The organism is Microcystis flos-aquae FACHB-1344 (assembly GCF_014698375.1).
Lineage (GTDB): Bacteria > Cyanobacteriota > Cyanobacteriia > Cyanobacteriales > Microcystaceae > Microcystis > Microcystis aeruginosa.
Window position 1 is genome coordinate 1 of sequence record NZ_JACJSW010000038.1, and the last position, 15098, is coordinate 15098.

At 40.3% G+C, this 15098-nt stretch carries 17 protein-coding genes and 4 pseudogenes; 4 read left to right on the forward strand and 17 right to left on the reverse strand.

The window, feature by feature from the left end; all coding sequences use genetic code 11:
• Positions 1 to 226: 226 nt before the first annotated feature.
• From H6G48_RS02490 to H6G48_RS02500, 3 genes and pseudogenes are all read left to right on the forward strand, one after another.
• A pseudogene (locus H6G48_RS02490) lies at positions 227 to 355 on the forward strand (PEP-CTERM sorting domain-containing protein); the annotation flags it as partial.
• 158 nt (positions 356 to 513) lie between these two features.
• Complete coding sequence (locus tag H6G48_RS02495; RefSeq protein ID WP_147068726.1) at positions 514 to 744, forward strand: addiction module protein; 231 nt, start codon at positions 514 to 516, stop codon at positions 742 to 744.
• The gene (locus tag H6G48_RS02500; protein ID WP_002798430.1) at positions 741 to 1043 is read left to right on the forward strand and encodes a type II toxin-antitoxin system RelE/ParE family toxin; all 303 of its coding nucleotides are present in this window, start codon (positions 741 to 743) and stop codon (positions 1041 to 1043) included. The genes H6G48_RS02495 and H6G48_RS02500 overlap by 4 nt, the downstream gene beginning before the upstream one ends.
• A gap of 356 nt (positions 1044 to 1399) precedes the next feature.
• Here the strand turns inward: H6G48_RS02500 and H6G48_RS02505 are convergent, their stop codons facing one another.
• From H6G48_RS02505 to H6G48_RS02530, 6 genes are all read right to left on the reverse strand, one after another.
• Positions 1400 to 1975 (reverse strand): Uma2 family endonuclease, encoded by a 576-nt coding sequence (locus tag H6G48_RS02505; protein WP_002798432.1) that lies wholly within the window; start codon positions 1973 to 1975, stop codon positions 1400 to 1402.
• Positions 1976 to 2087: 112 nt separating this feature from the next.
• Complete coding sequence (locus H6G48_RS02510) at positions 2088 to 2708, reverse strand: Uma2 family endonuclease (RefSeq protein ID WP_079208955.1); 621 nt, start codon at positions 2706 to 2708, stop codon at positions 2088 to 2090.
• 47 nt (positions 2709 to 2755) lie between these two features.
• Positions 2756 to 4282 carry a GldG family protein gene (locus H6G48_RS02515; RefSeq protein ID WP_002757413.1) on the reverse strand — a complete coding sequence of 509 codons (1527 nt, stop codon included), beginning with the start codon at positions 4280 to 4282 and terminating at the stop codon, positions 2756 to 2758.
• A gap of 2 nt (positions 4283 to 4284) precedes the next feature.
• Positions 4285 to 5115 (reverse strand): ABC transporter permease, encoded by an 831-nt coding sequence (locus H6G48_RS02520; protein ID WP_190718731.1) that lies wholly within the window; start codon positions 5113 to 5115, stop codon positions 4285 to 4287.
• Positions 5105 to 6046 (reverse strand): ABC transporter ATP-binding protein, encoded by a 942-nt coding sequence (locus tag H6G48_RS02525; RefSeq protein ID WP_190718733.1) that lies wholly within the window; start codon positions 6044 to 6046, stop codon positions 5105 to 5107. Before H6G48_RS02525 ends, H6G48_RS02520 begins: the two co-directional genes overlap by 11 nt.
• A gap of 329 nt (positions 6047 to 6375) precedes the next feature.
• Positions 6376 to 7356, reverse strand: coding sequence for an ABC transporter ATP-binding protein (locus H6G48_RS02530; protein WP_190718737.1), 981 nt, complete (start codon positions 7354 to 7356; stop codon positions 6376 to 6378).
• Positions 7357 to 7619: 263 nt separating this feature from the next.
• On the opposite strand from H6G48_RS02530, the gene H6G48_RS02535 reads away from it, so the two are divergent.
• On the forward strand, positions 7620 to 8486 hold the full coding sequence (locus tag H6G48_RS02535; protein ID WP_190718740.1) for an alpha/beta fold hydrolase: 867 nt from the start codon (positions 7620 to 7622) through the stop codon (positions 8484 to 8486).
• A 177-nt stretch (positions 8487 to 8663) separates the two neighbouring features.
• On the opposite strand, the pseudogene H6G48_RS27080 reads toward H6G48_RS02535, so the two are convergent.
• The 11 genes and pseudogenes from H6G48_RS27080 to H6G48_RS02590 all read right to left on the reverse strand — a co-directional run.
• A pseudogene (locus H6G48_RS27080) lies at positions 8664 to 8839 on the reverse strand (DUF29 family protein); the annotation flags it as partial.
• 142 nt (positions 8840 to 8981) lie between these two features.
• Positions 8982 to 9425, reverse strand: a pseudogene (locus tag H6G48_RS02545) (DUF29 domain-containing protein).
• 142 nt (positions 9426 to 9567) lie between these two features.
• On the reverse strand, positions 9568 to 10008 hold the full coding sequence (locus H6G48_RS02550; RefSeq protein WP_190718743.1) for a DUF29 domain-containing protein: 441 nt from the start codon (positions 10006 to 10008) through the stop codon (positions 9568 to 9570).
• A 430-nt stretch (positions 10009 to 10438) separates the two neighbouring features.
• A complete protein-coding gene (locus tag H6G48_RS02555; protein WP_190718746.1) occupies positions 10439 to 10642 on the reverse strand; it encodes a DUF2283 domain-containing protein in 204 nt (67 codons plus the stop codon).
• On the reverse strand, positions 10632 to 10898 hold the full coding sequence (locus H6G48_RS02560; protein WP_190718749.1) for a DUF4258 domain-containing protein: 267 nt from the start codon (positions 10896 to 10898) through the stop codon (positions 10632 to 10634). Before H6G48_RS02560 ends, H6G48_RS02555 begins: the two co-directional genes overlap by 11 nt.
• A 543-nt stretch (positions 10899 to 11441) precedes the next feature.
• Positions 11442 to 11780: a DUF2442 domain-containing protein gene (locus tag H6G48_RS02565; protein ID WP_002737024.1), complete on the reverse strand. Its 339-nt coding sequence runs from the start codon at positions 11778 to 11780 to the stop codon at positions 11442 to 11444.
• Positions 11734 to 11991: a DUF4160 domain-containing protein gene (locus H6G48_RS02570; protein ID WP_002792623.1), complete on the reverse strand. Its 258-nt coding sequence runs from the start codon at positions 11989 to 11991 to the stop codon at positions 11734 to 11736. The genes H6G48_RS02565 and H6G48_RS02570 overlap by 47 nt, the downstream gene beginning before the upstream one ends.
• A gap of 171 nt (positions 11992 to 12162) precedes the next feature.
• Positions 12163 to 12762, reverse strand: a complete 600-nt coding sequence (locus H6G48_RS02575; RefSeq protein ID WP_242034505.1) for a hypothetical protein — start codon at positions 12760 to 12762, stop codon at positions 12163 to 12165.
• A gap of 189 nt (positions 12763 to 12951) precedes the next feature.
• Positions 12952 to 13050, reverse strand: a pseudogene (locus tag H6G48_RS26745) (DUF29 family protein); the annotation flags it as partial.
• Positions 13051 to 13193: 143 nt separating this feature from the next.
• A complete protein-coding gene (locus tag H6G48_RS02585) occupies positions 13194 to 13889 on the reverse strand; it encodes a metal ABC transporter ATP-binding protein (RefSeq protein WP_190718752.1) in 696 nt (231 codons plus the stop codon).
• Between the two features lie 10 nt (positions 13890 to 13899).
• The gene (locus tag H6G48_RS02590; RefSeq protein ID WP_190718756.1) at positions 13900 to 14817 is read right to left on the reverse strand and encodes a metal ABC transporter solute-binding protein, Zn/Mn family; all 918 of its coding nucleotides are present in this window, start codon (positions 14815 to 14817) and stop codon (positions 13900 to 13902) included.
• Positions 14818 to 15098 lie beyond the last annotated feature (281 nt).

Genomic DNA, 15098 nt, shown 5'->3' on the forward strand with positions numbered 1-15098 from the left:
ATAAAGGGCTTTCAGACTATCGGTTAGTTGAATCAGGGATGCTGGTTTCATGCGAGTTCCTCACTCTGAGGATTTTCCCATTATTATAGGATCAATCATTCTCTGTAATTCTCTAAGTGACTCCGTTGGGTCGGATGTTTTGCATCCGCCTAAACATCACGACTTTTATCGACTACACTGGACATACACAAAAGCCACTGATTCTTTAACAGTAACGTTAACGGGAGTACATACTCCCGAACCTTCCTCAACCCTCGGTTTCCTCGCCCTCGGCACTCTCGGCGCAGCTTCAACCGTGAAGCGCAAACTAAAACCCTCCAAATCTACCGAAAAAGAAACCACAAAAGTAGGCTAAATTGCTTCTAAAAATACCATGAATGCCCCTTCATTTAGTCAGTTGAGGGGGTATTTTTGGCATAACTCTCTCAATTCCCATGATTTTAAGGAGGATGGTTTATCTTGCAAGCCGAGAGCTGCTACAATCTAAGATGACTGGTTATAGATGCTTTCAAGATGACTAAAACAGCAGAAACCCTCAAAATAGAACTTGCTCAACTTTCTGTGCAAGATCGCGCTGAACTGGCTTACTTTCTCATCCATTCCTTAGATGAAGGTGTAGATGACAATGTTTTAGATGCTTGGGATAGAGAATTAACTCAAAGATTAGCCGAAATTTATGCTGGAACAGCCAAGGGTGAACCATCGGATAAAGTATTATTGGAATTACGAGAGAAATATTCGTGAAACCTGTTATTATTCACAGTGAAGCAAGACGAGAACTTGACAATGCTATTCAATATTATGAGAAGCAAAAGATAGGATTAGGGCTAGATTTACTATCTGAAATTGAACAAGCTCTCGAAAAAATTAAAATTAACCCTAATCTGGGAACAGCCCATACTATCGAAGGGATGCGCCGTTATCTCATTCGCCGTTTTCCTTACATCATCTTTTATGTAGAATTTGAAGCATTTATCTGGGTAGTTGCGATCGCACATGGAAAACGTAAACCTGATTACTGGAAAAAGCGAAATTTAGAATAATCGAGATACTCAAACCTAAACTAAAACCCTCCCAATCCACCGAAAAAGAAACCACAAAAGTAGGCTAAATTGCTTCTAAAAATACCACAAATACCCCCTTCATTCAGTCAGTTGAGGGGGTATTTATATCGTATTTTTATGTTATCTTGAGGGGATTTATACCGCTTTGCGGAAGGCAAAAGTCTTATACCATAAGCCTTTCATGTTCCTAATTTTTACAATCCAAATCAATCATTAATGTTACCAGTATAAAATAAATAAGAGGGGTTATTCATAATGAGTCCACATCCGTATAACTTTGACAACTTTACTCTTCTGGAATAAACTGATAAACCAAAGGATGCTGACAGAACAAATTAAACCTTTAGCCAAGCAAAAATATCCACTGCTGATATTGACCAACGTTCTAATCCTTTAATCACTGCTAAAGGCTCATTATTTCCTTCAGTTGCAATATGTACTTTCGGTAATCCTGTTTGAAAAACGGTGACTGACTTGGCTGAAGGATCAATCAACCAACCTAATTCTGTTCCTTGTTGTAAACAGAAAATAATCTTTTCCATCCCTAAGGTAACAGATTGTTCAGGAGACATAATTTCAATAATCCAATCGGGATAACGTAAAAATTGATCGGCCATTTCTCCATCTAGATCTCTTGGCAAATTCTCCCAACGAATCACCGCAATATCTGGCACAATTGAACGTTCTGCAAAAGTACAACGCAATTCAGGTAGAGCATAAGCTAATTTTTGAGGTTTAGTCTGTTGATTAATGGCAGAGGCTAACTCAAATTGTAAGATGCTGTGTTTTCCTTTGGGCATAGGTTTTTGAGTGACAATTCCATGATAATATTCCCTAGCAGGCTTAGTTTCTGGAAGGGCAAGAAATACTTCGAGGGAAAGAGCTTGTTTATCTTCTATTGTGGCAAACATTGATTGATTTCTCCGATCTTGAGTTGTTTTCTATTATAAGCTCCTGACTCCTTACTCTCAGGTAAGTTTTTGATTTTTACCATAAGTCCAATCTAAAAATACGGGTTTTTCTTTAAGCTCTAGCACAAAAAATTTGATTAGCAGTGAGGTTTAACTCTGGAAAAATCCCTGAAATAAGACGTTGATCCTGTTTAAATAAATTACCTTGATATTCTCCATCGATTAATTGATAGATAGAAATGGTGGGTTCTTTGGGGCTGCCGATATATCGGGCCGAACCTTTGGCTAAATAATCGATAATCCAATATTCGGCAATTCCTAATTGTTCGTAGTCGTCGAATTTTTTCAGATAATCATCTCGCCAATTGGAACTGACAATTTCAATAATTAATTTAGCTGATGTTGCCAGAGAAATTGAGGAAGCGGTTTCCCAATAGGGATCGTTAACTAGATTTTCTCTGTCTAAGACAATAATATCGGGTAGATAACCTGTATGGGGGCGAAGGGGTTTTACTGCCGCAGTATTGGGGATAAAATAGGGCAATTGCCGTCTTCTAATCTCCAATCCTAACTCGATGGTCATAAAACCGCCAATTTCTTCGTGTTTTCCGATCGGTCGCATCATGGCCAATAATTTTCCTGCGATTAATTCGTATTGTTGTCCATCATCGGGATATTGATTAATATAGTCATCAAAAGTCAACAATTGGGGGATAGTTTGGGTTGTGGTCATGGCAGTTAGGGGAATAAGAGAGATGATTTTTCTAGATTCTAACTCGATTAACGACGTTGCCACCAAGTCAATCCAGCTAGGGTAAATCCTACTAAAGGCATCACTACCATCGCTATCCAAAAAATAGCGTTAGCTTGCAGGGGATTTAAATTAATTCTTCTATTTTCTGGTTCCTTGGCCCGGATAGATAAGGTGGCTGTTTCACCACTGGCTAACCACTGCACAGAATTTAAAAATATATCTCCGTTTAACTGTTGTTCAAACAGTCCATCGCTGGCAAAGCTGGCATTACCAATCACGATTAATTTACCTTTTTTTCCCGTCAGGGCAACTCCTAGATCAAAGGGACCAGCTAAATCTTTTTCAGGGTTAAACTGGAGATTCTGATCATTTAAATCACTCTCAGCCCACATTTTATCATTAGTAATCATTAAAGATACGGCTTCAATTCCTTCGATGGGAACGGTAGCGATAGGACGAGCAAAGGGAAAGATAGAAATACCGTTGGCAAAATCGCGAGTAATCGGATGATTGCCGTAATTGGTAATAATGGGACTAGCCGGACCTAAACCGATAATTTCCCCGGCACCGGAAGCATCAATAATAATCCGATTATCCAGTTTCACACCCCAAGGGGTTAATAAGGGTTCTAATCCGGTTTCGGTTTGGGGGTCAATCATTAATAAAATTTTGCCCCCTTGCTCAAGATAGTTTTTTAAAGCGGTGACTTCCTGGGGAAATATTTTTCTTTTGGGACTGGCAATAATAATGACATCGGCATTATTGGGAATGGTGGAACGTTCCACTAGATTAAGTGGTTCTACTTGATAACCTTTTGCTTCTAAACTATTGACTGCTTGTCCTAAACCCCCTTGAGGTTCTTTGATGGCATTTTCTCCATGACCTTGCAGAAAGTAAGCGGTTAAAGTGCGATCGGTTTTAGCGGTTTCGATGGCGTTACTCAGTTTCGCTTCGGTGAGACTTTCCTCTTCACTAATAGTTTTTAGAGGTTGTTTTTTGTCACCATACTGTAGATAGACTCTAGACAGATTATCATCAGCTAGTTTTTTAAATTCTTGGACAATATTGGGTTTTTTCTCGGGATTAACTATCTCGTACTGAAATTGGGGGTTTTTGCGTTGATAATTGGCTAAAAGTTCCTCTTCGTTGCCACTGATTCCCCGGGTTGAAAAAATCCAGACTTTGACGGGTTTTGACAGATTGGTTAATAGTCTTTCGGTTTGGGGGGATAAACTAAAGATTTGGTTTTCGGTTAAATCAACTCGATAGGGATAACGGAGGGCGAGAAAGTTAATTAAACCAATAACGCTGAGGACAATAATAGTAGTAATGAGGGTTTGAGTGCCGGTGCGGGTACTTCTTTTTTGCCAAAAGTCTTTGGAAGTGATTACTAATAACAACAGCCACCCTAGAAACAAAATAGCTCCGGCAATTAATAACCCCAGAGAGAGGGATGACCATTGACCGGAGATTAACCCCACGGTTAAGCCGGCACTACCCAGAAATAGGGCGGGTATATAGAGAAATTTACCGTATTTTTGCCAGGATCTCATAGTTAGTTTCTTTGATAACGGTCCGCTTCGATCGCTTGAGTAGTTAGGAAGATTCCCAGCAGAATATAACTGAGGAGGATGACTAAACTACTACTGTCAAAAATTCCCCGCACGAAATTGTTAAAGGGTTGATACCAAGATAGATGGGATAGTAATTCTTTCAGGAAAAATCCGATCTGTTCTCCCACTTCTCCTCCGATGCGATCTCGAAAGAAGGTTTCGGCATTGTTAGCAATTACATCCAGTATCCAGATAAATAAGATGGTGATAAAGGTGATGATGTAAGCAAGGATAGAACTATTGGTGAGGGAAGATATAAACATCCCGATGGCTAGGATGGCCGCTGCCAGTAAAATTAATCCTAGATGAGCTAGTAAAATACTGGCTATATTTACTGGGGGAACTGCGGTACTAAAAACCACTATTTCGTAAATCCAGAGGGGGGTAATCATCACGGTAAAAAAGGCCAGCACTCCCAATAATTTACCGATGGCTATACTCCAATTAGTCAGGGGGGAAGTGGCTAAAAGTTCTAGGGTTCCCTGTTTTTTTTCCTCTGCGTATAATCCCATAGACAGGGCTGGCAAAATTACCAACAATAAAGAGGATAAAATAATGCCGATGAAAGTGGTCATAAATTCAGATACCGTATCTCTGGCTACCAGAAATCCCGATTGTTCCTGGATACTAACATCGAGAATAATGCCGTAGAGAAGGGAGTTAAAGAAAAATCCCGCTACTAACCAAAATATCCCCATAATGATATAGGCATTGGCGGCGGTAAAATAGCTTTGAAATTCCTTGCGAAAAATCGCCCAGATATTATTGATCATGTCTCTCCTCTTGCTGGTTACTTTCCCCGCTGCCGATTACTTCCAGAAAGATATCTTCTAGGGTTTTACGGGTGCGACGCATTTCTAATAGGTTATAACCATTGTTGACAACTATTCTAGCAAGTTCTGCCCCTAGGTTTGTTCCCACTTGACCAACAATTTTGAGCAGGTTATCGCCGACTTTTGCTGCTTGTTCGACTTGGGGTATTTGTTGCAGGATTTCTAGCAGGGAATCCCTATCACCTTCGATCTCAATTTCATAACTGGAACCAGCAGGGGTAGCGGTAGTAATATTATTGGCCACGATGCGACCCCGATTAATAATTGTCGCTCGATCGCAGGTAATACTCACTTCTGGTAAAATATGAGTGGAGAGAATAATTGTATGTTCTCCCGCTAAACTTTTAATCAGATTTCTTACCTCGATAATCTGTTTCGGATCCAATCCTACCGTCGGTTCATCTAAAATAATTACCGGTGGATCGTGTACAATCGCTTGGGCAATTCCCACACGCTGTTTATAACCTTTGGATAACTTGCGGATAATAACTTTTCTTTTTTCTAGTAACTGACATTTGCCTAACACTAAATCTACCCGCGCTTTTCTATCCCCCGATGAGATGCCTTTAATCCGTGCCACAAAATCAAGAAAACTTTCCACGGTCATCTCTGGATACAAGGGGGGATTTTCAGGAAGATAACCAATGCGACGACGCACTTCTAAGGATTGTTTATGTACATCGTATCCTGCTATCCTTGCTGTTCCCGTTGTGGCAGGAATATAACCAGATAAAATCCTCATAGTCGTGGTTTTTCCGGCTCCATTTGGTCCCAAAAAACCGAGAATTTCTCCTTTTTCTACGGTAAAATCCACGTCACTGATTGCCGTGGTAGAACCATAAATTTTACTCAGATGTTCGACTTCAATCATAAGCTTTATCAGTTATCAGTTATCAGTTATCAGTTATCAGTTATTAGATGGGAGTTAAGTACCTAAGCAAAATTAATTACACATATCTAACCCCGCTCTTGCCTCTTGCCTCTTGCCTCTTGCCTATCTTCACTAGGAAATTAATTTTGCACGACTACTTATCAGTCTGTTAAGTGACAAGTTCGGAGCTTTCTTTTAACTCGACGGAATCTAAAACCTAATTTGTTAAGCTAGAAGATTTTATGGACTTAGTTTCTAACCTTCTTTTTGGGTAGGAGAATTGCCAGATTCTTTCTTTTGCCTCTTGCCTCTTGCCTCTTGCCTACTGCTCACTGATAACTGATTTTTCCCAGACTATGATCCCGATTAATCTCTACCACTAGCTCTGCTTGTTTGAGCAGGGGTGGGAGAAATAATTGCGGATGTAAACTTTTCCAAAAATACTTGACAAATTCCTCGATTTCTGATGGGGTCATACCTCCTTTTGTTTCGGCTGCCTGTCGCCATTGTAAACTGTAACGGTAGTCAAGGGGATAAAGAATCAGTAAGCGATCGATTTTTGACCAGAGGGGTAGATATTCTCGCAATCTTTGATTATTATCCCTGGCGAATTGTCGGTCTTCTTCGCTATTAATCGGATCGGGGGCATGATCAAAGACTGTTTCTTCTACTGGATTCATGCCCACAAACCAACCCTCGAAAAAAAGAATATCAACTCGTTCCACTTGTTCCGCTGCAATTCTATCTCCTTGTCCTCGATGCAGGGACTTGTCAAAACGCGGGATTAAAATCGGACTTTCTTGCTGACAAACCTGTTCTAAAACTTTAATTCCTAATGCTATATCATGAGTACCCGGTGGACCACGCCAGCGCAATCTTTCATCCTTTTGACGCAATTTTATTCGCTCATTATAGGTCTTATAAATATCATCTAAAGAGAGATTATTTACTTTTAAATCAAAATAGGCTAAAATAATCGACATTATGGATGTTAAGGTGGTCTTTCCCGTGCCTTGAGGGGCCAAAATGCCTTGAATCAACGGTTTTGCGTGGCTGCGTAGCTGTAGCGCCCAAGGAATCCAAAAGCGCCAACAGCTGATCAAAATCTGATTTGGCTGATTTATCCCTAACTCCTGACATTTTTGCCAGACTCGCGGCCAGAGAATCATTAGTAGTTCCGCCCTTTCCTGTAGGATGAGAGGGTTAGTCTCCCTAAAATTTAAGGATTCGATCTCTAGTAAATCTTCTAGATCCGCCTGACTTAAGGGATTTTCGTCGATTAATCCCCGTAAAATCGTCAAAATCTTCATAGCTGTTATTTAGGAGTAATTCTCTAGGGTTAGCCACCCATACCGGCAGACTAATCCTGCTCAAGATTTTTTTGAGAGTGTTTTTTAGGGTTATTTGCCCAAAAATGAAGGGTTTGCAGGCAGGCACGGATTTCCACTCTATATATAAGCATATGTCAAGTTCCCTTTTCAGTCAAGGGGTTTGGCTAAAAATCTCTAGCTTTGTCTCCAGTTTCCCAATCGGTTAGACTAAGAATTATTCACATTACTTAACAAAACAGCCGATGAATACAGCTGCCCTGACGACAAGGCAAAATTGGCAATGGCAAGGAAGTTCTATACACTATGTGCAAGCGGGTACTAGAGTCGCGGGAAAACCCCCGTTACTATTAGTCCACGGTTTTGGCGCTTCCACCGACCATTGGCGAAAAAATGTGCAAGGTTTAGCCTCAGAATGGGAGGTATGGGCGATCGATCTGTTAGGATTTGGTAGATCAGCTAAACCGGATCTTGTCTATAGTGGCAATCTTTGGCAGCAACAATTAAATGATTTTATCAAGGAAGTTGTGGGGCAACCGACGGTTTTAGCGGGTAATTCTCTGGGGGGTTACGCTTCTCTCTGTGTAGCTGCTAATCATTCTGAGAATGTTCGGGGATTAATTCTCCTCAATAGTGCCGGTCCCTTTAGCGATACAGAAAACAATCGTCAGCCTAATTTAGCACAAAAACTACTGCGATCAATGCTGCTGCAACCTTGGGCCAGTTATCTCTTATTTCTCTATACCCGTCAACCCAAAACTATCCGCAAAACCCTAGAGAAAGTATATCTCGATCGCAGTGCCATTACTGAGCAGTTAATAGAAGATATCCGTCGTCCTTCCCTGGATGCGGGAGCAGCCAAAGTTTTTGCTTCTGTGTTTAAATCTCCCCGGGGGGAAAATGTGGATATTCTCCTGCAAAAGTTAAGTTGTCCCCTGTTGATGTTATGGGGTGAGGGGGATCCTTGGATGAATACTAGGGAACGCGGGGCCAAATTCCGTCAATACTATCCTTCTCTCACAGAATATTATCTAACTGCCGGTCATTGTCCCCACGATGAAATTCCCACAGAGGTTAACCAGTTGATTAGTGATTGGATGAAAAGCTTATAGGTAGTTAGGGATCGGTTATCAGGTTTTTATTTTTTTGACGCTTATCTAACCTGAAAAAAGAGGGTTTGCAGGCAGGCACGGATTCCCATTCTATATATAAGTGTCTGTCAAGTGCGGGGATTTGTCAAGGGTTTTTTGGGAAAAAATCTACCAGAATTTGGCCGGTGGGGAAGACATTGGCCGGTATTGGTAGAGAAGCAGATGAATGAGTAATTGCAGGGGATAACTATCTACTTTATGTCTCTGTTGGTTCCCCAATCTAATACATCTGTCCGTCTTTGTCGCAGTTGTTGGGCCGTTTCTTCTAACCAAGCAAGATAGTCTTGTTCTTATAAGTCTTTGGTATTGGTCAGGTATCGGGTTTTTATTTTTTTGAAGCTTATTTGACCTAAAAAAAGAGGGTTCGCAGGCAGGCACGGATTCCCATTATATATATAAGTATCTGTCAAGTGCGGGGATTTGTCAAGGATTTTTTTGAAAAAATCTGCCAGAATTTTAGGGGAGAAAATCGGAATCGAGGATTTGTTCGGGACTATAGGGGCAGCTTTCGGCAAAGATAGCGGCCGGTAATTGGCTTTTTTGTCGGACTCGCTTCACTGCTTTGGGGTAAATAACGGCGATTCTGGTTAAAAAATAGTTATAAAGGGTTTTTGACTCCAATAAAAGTTCTAATTCCACCCGAAAGTTACCGATTTCGTCCTGCCATCCCCGCGCACATCTTTCTCGTTCCTCCGGCCAGTATTGGTAGAGGAGCAGATGAATGAGCAATTGTAGGAGATAACTATCTACTTTATGTCTCTGTTCATTCCCCAGCGCTTCGATTTCTTCTTCGAGATGTTCCCAATCTAATACATCTGTCTGTCTTTGTCGCAGTTGTTGGGCCGTTTCTTCTAACCAAGCAAGATAGTCTTGTTCTTATAAGTCTTTGGTATTGGTCAGGTATCGGGTTTTTATTTTTTTGACGCTTATTTGACCTAAAAAAAGAGGGTTCGCAGGCAGGCACGGATTCCCATTATATATATAAGTATCTGTCAAGTGCGGGGATTTGTCAAGGATTTTTTTGAAAAAATCTGCCAGAATTTCAGGGGAGAAAATCGGAATCGAGGATTTGTTCGGGACTATAGGGGCAGCTTTCAGCAAAGATAGCGGCCGGTAATTGGCTTTTTTGTCGGACTCGCTTCACTGCTTTGGGGTAAATAACGGCGATTCTGGTTAAAAAATAGTTATAAAGGGTTTTCGACTCCAATAAAAGTTCTAATTCCACCCGAAAGTTACCGATTTCGTCCTGCCATCCCCGCGCACATCTTTGTCTTTCCTCCGGCCAGTATTGGTAAAGAAGCAGATGAATGAGTAATTTTAGGAGATAACTATCTACTTTATGTCTCTGTTCATTCCCCAGCGCTTCGATTTCTTCTTCGAGATGTTCCCAATCTAATACATCTGTCTGTCTTTGTCGCAGTTGTTTGGCCGTTTCTTCTAACCAAGCAGGATAGTCTTGTTCGTATAAGTCTTTATTTGTCATACCCTATCCTCTTTAGCGCCGGTCAGGTATTAGGTTTTTATTTTTTTGACGCTTATTTGACCTAAAAAAAGAGGGTTCGCAGGCAGGCACGGATTCCCATTATATATATAAGTATCTGTCAAGTGCGGGGATTTGTCAAGGGTTTTTTATTGAGATTTTGTTAATCATCTCGAATACCGTGCATCATGGATTAGTAAACGCTCCGAAAGATTGGCAATATTCCAGTTTTCACCGTTATGTTGAAGAAGGAATTTATGATCAGATGTGGGGAGCTTCAGAAAAGCTGATCTTTGATAGTGATATTGGTATGGAATAAAATGTAGAAGTGAAACCCAAAAAATTAAGGTAAGAAATAAAAGCAATGTTGGGTTTCGTCACCTCAACCCAACTTACAAAATCAGCGATCGCACTACAGGATCAGCGATCACCTTTATCGAGAAGAAATAGCTACCTGCACATTCGGAGAAAAATTCTCGATTTTTCGAGAAGCATTAAGAATTTCAATCCCGATTACATTACCTGCTTGATCATAGTCAAGAATAACCCCCGGACTGATTGCCTCACTTTCTTCTACGGGTGTGTCATGCCAGGTAATTGTTAAAACGTCAACTTCAGCATCATATTTACCTTTCATTTGATAGCTGCCTATATTTTCTAAGTTTACTGGTTACATATAGTGTAACAATTTTTTGAGGCTCAACTAAGTCATTAATGTAAATTCTCAGAAGATAAGTTTTATTGTTAATGGCGACAAACGTACCTTGATAAACTTTGAGTCCATCTTCTTCTAAAATTTGCTCAGGATTATTGAGGATGTCCTGCAATATTTTTAAAGAGATTTGGCGTTGAATAATTTTTTCTTCGGCATGGTGACTTAAAATAAAGTTCACGAGGATTTCGGGTTCTTCGGTTTGTCTTATGCAATGGACGGGGTTATAAGGAATGAAACCTTTATAGAGACAGACATTGCCGCAATTTTTGTCAATTGTTGGCGTTCTGGAGCGAACTAATCAATTAAATATCTTGCCAGATAAGGATTGAGTCGATTTATGCCCCCCTATCGAACCATACCAAGTCCCGAAGAGCCTGGATTTAGCAAAAATTTAAAGCAAATAATCGCACTGTAGGTCGGTTTGAACGAAGTAAAACCCCAAAAATTAAGGTAAGAAATAAAGGCAATGTTGGGTTTTGTCACCTCAACCCAACCTACAAGAGCAGCGATCGCGCTTATCTCAAGTCCCATGATCGCACGGTAGGATGTGTTAGCGTAGCAAAAAAGCGCGTTAAGTAACTATTTTTTCAGTCAAGACGGCAATTAGCAATCGCCCCTCTTCATCAAAAAGCGATCACACCATGAGAAGAAAACCTGATCGCACTAAAGTCCAAAATAATCGCAAATCAGATAATTATTGTTAAAAAAACAATTTGGTCCGTTACATTTCATTAGCGTACCCTACAGGATCACCGACCATACTAACCGGTTGCTTGTCGAGAGCAATTTCAAATAAAAATTCAGGGGCAAAGTCTGCTCCGTTTGGCCATTCTATTGTCCGACTATTTACATATACTTTTTGAAATAAGCTTTTATCTTTTAAGGGTTCAAAGATTTCTCCATACAATTCTTGTTCTAAATCTACAATCCCTTCTATTCCATTATTAAAGGTTAGCTTTAGTTGATACTTATCCAGATATTCCACACAGATAACATGAAGAAATAGCTCCTTTTTAGGGAAGGGGATCGATTCTGTTAAGAGGTTTTCTTTGACGCGCATTTTCCCAGTTCTCCAATAGTTCAGATTGGTGTAGATCAAGCCACTCCCATATTAAATTTAGTCCTCTTTTGGGCATTTGACCACAAACTTCACCTGTGTGAATCATTATAACTGCTTCATAATCTTGATACTCGGCATGGATATGAGGCGGATTGTGATCGTTATAGTTCATGGTGATTTTTATTCCATAGAAGCTTGATAGAGTGGGCATGAGTAAGAATAGTAATAAAGGTTGCTTTCTAAAAGTTTGCCCCCTATTGTAAACGATCGCCCCTCCTTCTCAAAAAACGATCGCCTCTTCTCATCCCCAAAAACGATCGCCCCTTCTCCTCCCCAAAAAGCGATCGCGCTACAAGATCAGCGATCGCACTACGTTAATATCTTAATAACGTTGTTTAGGAATAACATAAGCTTTCATCCTATAACTATTACGACTGCCTTTTTCACTAAACCAATTACCAGTCGCCCCAAATTGGAAAATTTCACCTCTATCAAATTGATAAGTTAGTGATGTACCTGAATTTCTCGAAACATCATAAGAACCGGCAATACTTTCTGTTGGCCTTCCAGCAATAGGGACAACCGCATCTTGGGGAAAAATGTCAAAAGACGCATTACTTTTACCAGAACCAACTTGAACATCTATTCTTAAAGTTCCTCCTTCTGTGAAATCTCTAGTATCTATATCAACAACATCATAATTTTGTTGTCCGTTGCCTGGTGCAATTAAGACACCTTCATATTCTGCAACCCTATTATTCCTTGTTAAGACTAACCGAGGTCTTTCTGATGTGTTTTGTTTCTTGTTATTTTCCTTTAAATCTATCGTGATTGGCAATGCGTAGACACTAGCTTTATCATACACTAAGATTTTGACGGCAATTATAGCGTAACAAAAACCTATGACCATCAGAACGGATAACTTAGACAAATAACTTGTTTGTAGTAGTAATTTTGATTTGATTTTGGGTTTTAAGTTCATCAGATTTTACATCCTTTTACAGATCAATTTTACAACATAGACGGATCTCTGACCTTGCAGTGCGATCGCCCTTGGCGTTCCAGCAATGACAATTTTAAAGTTTAATCAACAAAATAACAGCGATTACATTGAGCCTAGTCATAATGAAATTTACAACTAATAATAATAATTTTTGTCTCTGTTGGTTCCCCAATCCAATACATCTGTCTGTCTTTGTCGCAGTTGTTTGGCCGTTTCTTCTAACCAAGCAAGATAGTCTTGTTCGTATAAGTCTTTAGCGCTGGTCAGGTATTAGGTTTTTATTTTCTTGACGCTTATCTAACCTAAAAAAAGAGGGTTTGCAGGCAGGCACGGATTCCTATTATATATACGAGTATATGTCAAGTGCGGGGATTTGTCAAGGGTTTTGACAGTAGAAAGGGAGAAAACTTTTAACAATACACTTGCTCTAACATAGCGGCAGTGAGAGATTTTTGGCCGTGATAATAGAGACGACGATTGAGACAACCGATCGATTTAACATAGGTAGATAGGGTTCCCAGATCATGGGAAATAATTAAAATGGTCATCCACTCATTCAATTCTTGCAACAGGGAAAAAATACTAGCACGCATTTGGGGATCGACACTGGCAGTGGGTTCATCTAAAATCAAGAGACGGGGTTCTACCGCTAAAGCGCGAGCGATATAAACCCGTTGGCGCTGTCCTCCCGAAAGTTCAGCAATCGACCTTTTTTTCAACGCTAACATTCCCACACTATCTAAAGCTTTATCTACCCTTACCTCATCTTTTTTACTATAGCCTTGCCAGAGTTTTTTGCTGCTCAATCTCCCCATTTTCACTACCTCACCCACAGTAATGGGAAATGAGCGATCGCATTCGACAAACTGAGGCACATAACCGACTAATTCCCGACCTTTTTGGACACTTTGCCCCAAAATACTGACTTCTCCCCGCCAAGGTTTAATTAATCCCAGTAAAACCTTGAGAAGGGTAGTTTTTCCCCCTCCATTCGGGCCGATAATTCCCAGAAAATCCAATTCTTCAATGGTTAAATTAATATCTTCGAGGATGGGTTCCTGTTCGTAGCCGGCCCAGAGATTACTAATGGTAATGATCGTTGACATATACAAGCAATTACTGATTTAAAACTGTGGCCATTTTTTGGGAAACTTGTCGCAGGTTTTCACTCCAATTTTGAGCAAAGGCACTGATAAGGATTACCTGTCCCCCAATTTCCCTAGCAATAGTTTCGGCACTTTTCTGGCTAAATTCTGGTTGAGCAAAAATAACTTTAATATTCTCTTTTTTTGCCTGTTTGATTAGTTGACTTAACTGGGCAGCACTGGGTTCATTGCCTTCGATTTGGATCGCAATCATCTCTAAACCGTAATCTTGGGCAAAATAGCCCCATTCGGGATGAAACACCATAAACTTTTTGTTTTTAATCCCTGCCAAGTTTTGCCGAATTTCTTGATCTAATGCGTCTAATTCCTGACTGAATTTTTCCAAGTTAGCCCGATAGATAGCTTCCTGACCGGGATCGAGTTGTGCTAGGGTTTGATAAATAGTCTCTGCTTGTGCTTTGACTCGTTTTGGTGATAACCAAATATGGGGATCTAGGGTGTTTTTTCCAGCCTGATGTTTTTCTTCCTTAGCGTGATCGTGATCATGTTCTGCTGTCAAAGGGATTTTATCTACTCCTTGACTGGTATCGACGATTAACATCTGTTGGTTAACACTGTTTAAGCGATCTTTCCAAGCATCTTCTAAGGATACACCGATTTTAAAGTAGGCTTGCGATTGGGCTGTGGTTTTTAATTGTTCGGGTTTTGGTTCATAGGTGTGGGGATCTGTCCCAGGTTGAATCATGGCATTAACACTGACTCTATCACCGCCGATGCTTTTGACGAAATATTCCTGCGGTACGATACTCACTGTCACCTGTAAGGGTGTCTTTGCTTCCTCTTCCTTGACCGAAGGACCACTACAAGCTGTTAAGCTGGCTATAGTCAGCGTTAAAGCGATCGCTGTTAACTGGAAATTTTTACCCATCGGATTAACTGAGTCTGATTATGATTCTGATCTTATCACAGTCGGTGAGAATCGTTATCATTCTGAAAATATTTCGGTATAGATGTACTGATTTTTCGTCCTTCGATCTTTCGCTCCCAATTAAAAAATTTTCTCTTGCTAACTAGGGCTTGACATGATATTATATAGATAATGGAAAATCCGTGCGCCTGCGACCCCCCTCTGGTCAAGTCAAATAAAGCCCAAAAAAATTAACCCCAAAAAGTAGTGGGTGAACTGACAACTGATACTTGCTAAGACTG